Annotated in this window: 7 protein-coding genes; 5 read left to right on the forward strand and 2 right to left on the reverse strand. The window is 47.3% G+C overall.

The genetic code is table 11. The features are described 5' to 3' along the window. Position 1: 1 nt before the first annotated feature. Both E0D98_RS18710 and E0D98_RS18715 read left to right on the forward strand, forming a co-directional pair. Positions 2–2,203 carry an EAL domain-containing protein gene (locus tag E0D98_RS18710; protein WP_240723743.1) on the forward strand — a complete coding sequence of 734 codons (2,202 nt, stop codon included), beginning with the start codon at positions 2–4 and terminating at the stop codon, positions 2,201–2,203. 7 nt (positions 2,204–2,210) lie between these two features. Then, positions 2,211–3,539 carry a GGDEF domain-containing protein gene (locus E0D98_RS18715; protein ID WP_000086910.1) on the forward strand — a complete coding sequence of 443 codons (1,329 nt, stop codon included), beginning with the start codon at positions 2,211–2,213 and terminating at the stop codon, positions 3,537–3,539. A 46-nt stretch (positions 3,540–3,585) separates the two neighbouring features. Here the strand turns inward: E0D98_RS18715 and rimO are convergent, their stop codons facing one another. Further along, a complete protein-coding gene (gene rimO / locus E0D98_RS18720; RefSeq protein ID WP_050877137.1) occupies positions 3,586–4,911 on the reverse strand; it encodes a 30S ribosomal protein S12 methylthiotransferase RimO in 1,326 nt (441 codons plus the stop codon). 212 nt (positions 4,912–5,123) lie between these two features. Between rimO and bssR the strand changes: the two genes are divergently transcribed. Continuing rightward, on the forward strand, positions 5,124–5,507 hold the full coding sequence (gene bssR / locus E0D98_RS18725; RefSeq protein ID WP_000497137.1) for a biofilm formation regulator BssR: 384 nt from the start codon (positions 5,124–5,126) through the stop codon (positions 5,505–5,507). A 110-nt stretch (positions 5,508–5,617) separates the two neighbouring features. Further along, complete coding sequence (gene yliI, locus E0D98_RS18730; RefSeq protein WP_000555022.1) at positions 5,618–6,733, forward strand: aldose sugar dehydrogenase YliI; 1,116 nt, start codon at positions 5,618–5,620, stop codon at positions 6,731–6,733. Here the strand turns inward: yliI and gstB are convergent. After that, complete coding sequence (gene gstB / locus E0D98_RS18735; RefSeq protein WP_047086313.1) at positions 6,730–7,356, reverse strand: glutathione S-transferase GstB; 627 nt, start codon at positions 7,354–7,356, stop codon at positions 6,730–6,732. The genes yliI and gstB overlap by 4 nt on opposite strands. 245 nt (positions 7,357–7,601) lie before the next feature. Between gstB and dacC the strand changes: the two genes are divergently transcribed. Beyond that, positions 7,602–8,804, forward strand: a complete 1,203-nt coding sequence (dacC, locus tag E0D98_RS18740; RefSeq protein ID WP_000195961.1) for a serine-type D-Ala-D-Ala carboxypeptidase — start codon at positions 7,602–7,604, stop codon at positions 8,802–8,804. Positions 8,805–8,872: the final 68 nt, after the last annotated feature.

Here is an 8,872-nt window from a genome sequence, read left to right on the forward strand (position 1 = left end):
TATTCAGAAAAACGTTGGCTATTTCTTTAAAGATATTGAACGTTCGGCCCTGACATTAAAGGACTCACTGTATTTATTAAAAAATACAGAGGAGATTCAACGCGCCGTGATTCTGAAAATGGAAATGATGCCATTTTTAGACTCGGTGGGACTGGTACTTGATGATAATAAATATTATCTCTTTTCACGGAGGGCGAATGATAAAATCGTTGTTTATCATCAGGAACAAGTAAATGGACCGCTTGTCGACGAGTCAGGGCGGGTTATTTTTGCCGATTTTAACCCATCGAAACGACCGTGGTCGGTGGCTTCAGATGACTCTAACAACAGCTGGAATCCGGCATACAATTGCTTTGATCGTCCGGGTAAAAAATGTATCTCTTTTACGCTACGTATCAACGGCAAAGATCACGATTTGTTAGCGGTAGATAAAATTCATGTCGATTTAAACTGGCGGTATCTGAACGAGTATCTTGATCAAATCAGCGCTAATGATGAAGTTCTATTTTTGAAACAAGATCATGAGATCATTGCCAAGAATCAACTCGCTCGTGAAAAACTGATTATTTATAATAGCGAAGGTAATTATAATATTATTGATTCTGTCGATACGGAGTATATTGCAAAGACATCAGCAGTGCCAAATAATGCATTGTTCGAAATCTATTTTTATTATCCTGGCGGTAATTTATTGAACGCATCAGATAAACTTTTTTATCTACCGTTTTCTTTCATTATTATCGTGTTGCTGGTGGTATATTTCATGACCACTCGTGTGTTCCGTCGGCAATTTTCTGAAATGACCGAGCTGGTTAATACGCTGGCGTTTTTGCCCGACTCAACGGATCAAATCGAGGCTCTGAAAATTCGCGAAGGCGATGCGAAAGAGATTATCAGCATCAAAAATTCGATCGCGGAAATGAAAGATGCCGAAATTGAACGGTCAAATAAATTGCTCTCACTGATCTCTTACGATCAGGAAAGCGGTTTTATTAAAAATATGGCGATTATTGAGTCCAACAATAATCAGTATCTGGCTGTGGGGATCATCAAACTGTGTGGTCTGGAAGCCGTGGAAGCGGTGTTTGGTGTTGATGAACGCAATAAAATCGTCAGGAAATTGTGTCAGCGAATTGCCGAGAAATATGCGCAATGCTGCGATATCGTGACATTCAATGCCGATCTCTATTTACTTCTGTGTCGGGAAAATGTACAGACATTTACCCGTAAAATAGCGATGGTAAACGATTTTGACAGCAGCTTTGGCTACCGCAATCTGCGCATCCATAAGTCTGCCATTTGTGAACCTTTGCAGGGGGAAAACGCCTGGAGTTACGCAGAAAAACTGAAACTGGCGATTTCCAGTATCCGTGACCATATGTTCTCCGAGTTTATTTTTTGTGATGACGCGAAACTCAACGAAATAGAAGAGAATATCTGGATTGCGCGTAATATTCGCCATGCAATGGAAATTGGCGAACTATTCCTCGTCTATCAACCGATCGTTGATATTAACACCCGCGCCATTCTGGGCGCGGAGGCGTTGTGCCGTTGGGTTTCTGCGGAGCGGGGGATCATTTCACCGCTGAAGTTCATTACCATTGCTGAAGATATCGGGTTTATCAATGAGCTGGGTTATCAGATTATTAAAACGGCAATGGGTGAATTCAGACATTTTAGTCAGCGTGCGTCGCTGAAGGATGATTTCTTACTGCATATTAATGTTTCGCCCTGGCAGTTAAACGAACCGCACTTTCATGAGCGTTTTACCACCATCATGAAAGAAAATGGCCTGAAGGCGAACAGCCTCTGTGTTGAGATCACTGAAACCGTGATCGAGCGAATTAATGAACATTTTTATCTCAATATTGAACAACTGCGTAAACAAGGGGTACGGATATCGATTGATGACTTTGGCACCGGTTTGTCAAACCTGAAACGTTTTTATGAAATTAATCCAGACAGCATAAAGGTGGACTCGCAATTTACCGGCGATATTTTCGGTACTGCGGGAAAAATTGTGCGCATTATTTTCGATCTGGCACGCTATAACCGGATCCCGGTGATTGCGGAAGGCGTAGAGAGCGAAGACGTTGCGCGCGAATTAATTAAATTAGGATGTGTTCAGGCTCAGGGGTATCTGTACCAGAAACCCATGCCATTCTCCGCCTGGGATAAAAGTGGAAAATTAGTAAAAGAGTAGTTTACGTATGTCCAGAATCAATAAGTTCGTACTTACAGTCAGTCTGCTGATTTTTATCATGATTTCAGCAGTTGCCTGCGGGATCTACACTCAAATGGTAAAGGAACGGGTGTATAGCCTGAAACAGTCCGTTATTGATACTGCTTTTGCGGTGGCAAATATTGCTGAATATCGGCGTAGCGTGGCAATTGATCTTATCAACACGCTAAATCCCACGGAGGAACAGCTGTTGGTTGGTTTGCGCACAGCTTACGCCGACTCGGTTTCCCCCTCTTATTTGTACGATGTCGGTCCTTATCTGATTTCCAGTGACGAATGTATTCAGGTAAAGGAGTTCGAGAAAAATTATTGTGCAGATATTATGCAGGTTGTGAAGTATCGACATGTCAAAAATACAGGGTTTATCTCTTTTGACGGTAAAACCTTCGTCTATTACCTCTATCCGGTAACTCACAATCGTAGTCTGATATTTTTGCTTGGTCTGGAGCGTTTTTCTTTACTGTCAAAGTCGCTGGCGATGGACAGCGAGAACCTGATGTTCTCTCTATTTAAGAACGGTAAACCGGTGACCGGTGATGAATATAATGCTAAAAACGCCATCTTCACCGTTTCGGAAGCGATGGAGCACTTCGCCTATTTGCCGACCGGATTGTACGTATTTGCGTATAAAAAAGATGTTTATTTGCGGGTCTGTACATTGATTATTTTCTTTGCCGCATTGGTGGCGGTGATATCGGGTACCAGTTGCCTCTATCTGGTACGCAGAGTGATTAATCGTGGTATTGTGGAGAAAGAAGCCATCATTAATAACCATTTTGAACGCGTACTGGATGGCGGGCTTTTCTTTTCGGCTGCCGATGTCAAAAAACTCTACAGTATGTATAACTCGGCGTTCCTGGACGACCTGACCAAAGCAATGGGCAGAAAATCCTTTGACGAAGATTTAAAAGCGCTGCCGGAAAAAGGCGGTTATTTGTGCCTGTTTGACGTCGATAAATTCAAAAACATTAACGACACCTTCGGTCATTTGCTGGGCGATGAAGTGTTGATGAAAGTGGTGAAAATCCTTAAATCACAGATCCCGGTAGATAAAGGTAAAATCTACCGCTTCGGCGGTGACGAATTTGCGGTGATTTATACGGGTGGAACGCTGGAAGAGTTGCTATCGATTCTAAAAGAAATCGTTCATTTCCAGGTGGGAAGCATTAATTTAAGTACCAGTATCGGTGTAGCGCATTCAAATGAATGTACCACCGTCGAACGCTTGAAAATGCTGGCGGATGAGCGGCTGTATAAGAGTAAGAAAAACGGCAGGGCTCAGATTAGCTGGCAGTAATCATTATTCGCAGGCCGGACAAATGATTTTGCCCGGCCTGAATTAATTAAACCCGGCTACCCCACAAATCGTACTCATCGGCGTGCTCGACTTTCACACGCAGGATATCACCCGGCTTAACGTTGGTTTCACCATTGAGATAAACCGCGCCGTCGATTTCCGGTGCATCTGCCATGCTGCGACCAATCGCGCCTTCTTCGTCCACTTCGTCGATAATCACCAGAATTTCACGGCCCACTTTCTCTTGCAGGCGCTCGGCGGAAATCTGCTGCTGCAGCTGCATGAAACGGTTCCAGCGTTCTTCTTTAACTTCTTCCGGAACCTGGTCAGGCAGGGCATTGGCGTCTGCACCTTCAACCGGGCTGTATTTAAAGCAGCCAACGCGATCCAGACGCGCTTCTTTCAGGAAGTCGAGTAGCATCTGGAAATCTTCTTCTGTCTCGCCAGGGAAGCCGACAATAAAGGTTGAGCGTAGGGTCAGTTCCGGGCAGATTTCGCGCCACTGTTTGATGCGCGCCAGTTGGCGATCTACAGAACCCGGACGCTTCATCAGTTTGAGAATGCGCGGGCTGGCGTGCTGCAACGGAATGTCCAGATACGGCAGGATTTTGCCTTCTGCCATCAGTGGGATGACGTCGTCCACATGCGGATAAGGGTAAACGTAGTGCAGACGTGTCCAGATCCCCAGTTTCGATAACTGTTCGCACAGGCTGACCATGCTGGTTTTTACCGGCTCGCCGTTGTGGAAGCCAGTACGATGTTTAACATCAACGCCATAGGCGGAAGTATCCTGCGAGATCACCAGAATCTCTTTAACGCCCGCATCTACCAGACGTTTTGCTTCACTTAACACTTCGCCAATCGGACGGCTCACCAGGTCGCCGCGCATAGACGGAATAATGCAGAAGGTGCAGCGGTGATTACAGCCTTCAGAAATTTTCAGATAGGCATAATGACGCGGCGTCAGTTTCACACCTTGTTCTGGCACCAGGCTCAGGAATGGGTTGTGTTTCGGTTTTGGCACGTAGTGATGAACGTGCTCCAGAACCTGCTCATAGCTATGAGGCCCGGTGATTTCCAGCACTTTCGGGTGGACTTCGCGGATCTGATCTTCTTTTGCCCCCAGACAACCGGTCACAATTACCTTGCCGTTTTCATTCATCGCTTCACCAATGGCTTCCAGTGATTCTTGTACCGCGCTGTCAATAAAGCCGCAGGTGTTGACGATCACCATGTCCGCATCGTCATAGCTCGGTACCACGTCATAACCTTCAGTGCGTAGTTCGGTGAGAATACGCTCTGAATCGACAAGGTTTTTCGGACAGCCAAGGGAAACAAAGCCGATTTTCGGCTGGGGAGTTACTTTGCTCATAGCTTAAAAAATATTCAGTTACAGGAAAGGTCAGGGCAGGGATTCTACAGAGTTCTGGATAAAATTTGTATCGCAATCTCATTCGCTGGCGGAGGCGAAGGAAATGTAAATTTTGTTAATTCGGCGTGAAGAATTGATCCTGGACAGCATTTTGCTCAAAAAATAGCCATACTATTTAATTGCAACAAGGCTGGAAAGAGGAGGATCGAAGTATGTTCGTTGACAGACAGCGAATCGATCTGCTGAACCGGTTGATCGACGCACGCGTTGACCTCGCTGCATACGTGCAACTGAGGAAGGCAAAAGGATACATGTCCGTCAGCGAAAGCAATCATCTACGAGATAACTTTTTTAAACTGAATCGCGAACTGCACGATAAATCGCTGCGGTTGAATCTTCATCTGGATCAGGAAGAGTGGAGTGCTCTTCATCATGCTGAAGAAGCATTAGCGACAGCCGCAGTATGTTTGATGAGTGGGCACCATGATTGCCCGACTGTTATTACCGTCAACGCCGATAAGCTTGAAAATTGTCTGATGAGCTTAACGCTGAGTATCCAGAGCCTGCAGAAGCACGCCATGCTTGAGAAGGCCTGAAAACTAAGGGGGAGAAAGCGTCTCCCCCTTCATGTTTAAGTTTTTGTAAAAATGAATTTGTTATCTCCTCCACTGACTACGCTTTAAGCCAGAGTCAATCCGGAGGCGTTATGCATCGACAATCCTTTTTCCTTGTGCCCCTTATTTGTCTTTCTTCCGCACTCTGGGCGGCTCCTGCAACGGTAAATGTCGAAGTACTGCAAGACAAACTCGACCATCCCTGGGCACTGGCCTTTTTACCCGATAATCACGGTATGTTAATCACTCTGCGCGGCGGCGAGTTGCGTCACTGGCAAGCAGGAAAAGGATTATCTGCGCCGCTTTCCGGAGTTCCGGACGTTTGGGCGCACGGGCAGGGCGGCCTGCTGGACGTGGTTTTAGCGCCTGATTTTGCTCAGTCTCGCCGCATCTGGTTAAGTTATTCCGAAGTTGGCGATGATGGCAAAGCCGGAACTGCTGTGGGTTATGGCCGCTTAAGTGATGATCTCTCAAAAGTGGCCGACTTCCGCACCGTCTTCCGCCAGATGCCAAAACTGTCTACCGGCAACCATTTTGGCGGGCGGCTGGTATTCGACGGTAAAGGTTATCTTTTTATTGCTCTGGGCGAAAACAATCAGCGCCCGACGGCGCAGGATCTGGATAAATTACAGGGCAAACTGGTGCGTCTGACCGACCAGGGCGAAATCCCGGATGATAATCCTTTTATAAAGGAATCCGGTGCGCGCGCCGAGATCTGGTCTTATGGCATTCGTAATCCGCAAGGAATGGCGATGAATCCGTGGAGTAATGCACTGTGGCTGAATGAACATGGCCCGCGCGGTGGTGATGAAATTAATATCCCGCAAAAAGGCAAAAACTACGGCTGGCCGCTGGCAACCTGGGGAATCAACTATTCAGGCTTTAAGATACCGGAAGCGAAAGGGGAGATCGTCGCCGGGACCGAGCAACCTGTTTTTTACTGGAAAGATTCGCCCGCTGTGAGCGGCATGGCCTTCTATAACAGCGATAAATTCCCCCAGTGGCAGCAAAAATTATTTATAGGCGCGCTGAAAGATAAAGATGTCATTGTGATGAGCGTCAACGGCGACAAAGTGACAGAAGATGGCCGTATTTTAACGGACAGAGGGCAGCGAATTCGTGATGTTCGCACTGGACCCGACGGTTATTTATACGTTCTCACCGACGAGTCCAGTGGGGAATTACTTAAAGTTAGCCCACGCAATTAGCTAACGGGAATCATCACCACTTTGCGCACTGCGGGGCGTTCAGTGAGTTGCTGATACCAGCGTTGCAGATTTGGACGCGGTGTCCAGGTCAGGCCAACGTTAAACAAATTGTAGATGAACGGTGCGATAGCGATATCGCCCACACCAAACTCGTCGCCAGAGAACCATTTTACTTTTGCCAGTTCCGCATCGAGCAGGGCAAACAGGGCGTCGCACTCTTTGCAACTGGCATCAATGGCGGCCTGATCGCGCTCTCCGGGTGGTGTTCTGACTAATCCCATCAGGATCCCGCGATGAGCATTACTGAGTGTCTGGTTTGCCCAGTCCATCCATTTTTCCGCTTCCGCACGACGTGCCGGTGAGTCGATCCACAGGCGTTTTTGCCCGTACTGTGCCGCCAGATAGCGGACAATGGCGTTTGATTCCCAAAGAATGAGATCACTTTCGTCGTCACGCAACAACGGCACCAGCCCGTTAGGGTTCATCGCCAGAAAATCAGCATCGTGATTTATCCCAAACTCACGGCCCGCGAGAATTTGCTCATAAGGTAGTTCCAGTTCTTCGAGCGTCAGCAATACTTTTTTTACGTTAGTTGAATTATTCCGACCCCACAGCGTAATCATACTCACCCCTTTTCCGACAGGCAGCCACAGGCTGAACAGGACTCCGATGGTGAAGTAAAGTTAACTTTTAAGCAACAGCTGGCAAAAAAATGACACCAGAAGCAGCGAAGCGGCAGGATATTGCATAAACTTTAAAAACTTTACCAACTTACGGTTTCTTTAAGTTTGTGTGTGCGTTATTAATCACCGAACTTATCATACGGCGATATAACGTATTTTTTTGAATGGATACTCGGGTGGCATTTATGACGCAATACTCCTCTCTCCTTCGTGGTCTTGCAGCGGGTTCTGCATTTTTATTCCTTTTTGCCCCAACGGCATTCGCGGCGGAACAAACCGTTGAAGCGCCGAGCGTGGATGCGCGTGCATGGATTTTAATGGATTACGCCAGCGGTAAAGTGCTGGCAGAAGGCAACGCGGATGAGAAACTGGATCCCGCGAGCCTGACTAAAATCATGACCAGCTATGTGGTTGGGCAGGCGCTTAAGGCCGATAAGATTAAACTCACCGATATGGTGACGGTCGGTAAAGATGCCTGGGCGACGGGAAATCCGGCACTGCGTGGTTCATCGGTAATGTTCCTCAAACCGGGCGATCAGGTTTCGGTGGCAGACTTGAACAAAGGTGTGATTATCCAGTCCGGTAATGACGCCTGTATTGCGCTGGCCGATTACGTTGCCGGGAGCCAGGAGTCATTTATTGGTTTGATGAATGGTTATGCCAAAAAACTGGGTCTGACCAACACTACCTTCCAGACGGTGCACGGTCTGGATGCGCCGGGGCAGTTCAGTACCGCGCGCGATATGGCATTGCTGGGTAAAGCATTGATCCACGATGTGCCGGAAGAGTACGCCATTCATAAAGAGAAAGAGTTCACCTTCAACAAAATTCGTCAGCCTAACCGTAACCGTCTGCTGTGGAGCAGCAATCTGAATGTTGATGGCATGAAGACAGGAACCACGGCAGGCGCGGGATATAATCTGGTTGCTTCGGCTACCCAGGGCGATATGCGTTTAATCTCCGTAGTGCTGGGGGCGAAAACTGACCGTATCCGTTTTAATGAGTCTGAGAAATTATTGACCTGGGGTTTCCGCTTCTTTGAAACCGTGACGCCAATTAAACCTGATGCCACCTTTGTGACTCAGCGCGTCTGGTTTGGTGATAAGAGCGAAGTGAATCTTGGGGCAGGTGAAGCGGGCTCAGTGACCATACCGCGTGGGCAGCTGAAAAACCTGAAGGCGAGCTACACGTTAACGGAACCGCAGCTTACCGCACCGCTGAAAAAAGGTCAGGTTGTCGGGACCATTGATTTCCAGCTTAACGGTAAATCCATTGAGCAGCGTCCGCTGATCGTGATGGAAAATGTGGAAGAGGGCGGATTCTTTGGTCGGATGTGGGATTTCGTGATGATGAAATTCCATCAGTGGTTCGGCAGCTGGTTCTCTTAATCTTCTGATAACCGGATGGCGCGAAACGTCATCCGGTTATACGTCATTAATACATCAACTTAATACGG

The sequence above is a fragment of the Escherichia sp. KCJ4928 genome, assembly GCF_004352695.1.
Lineage (GTDB): Bacteria > Pseudomonadota > Gammaproteobacteria > Enterobacterales > Enterobacteriaceae > ECMA0423.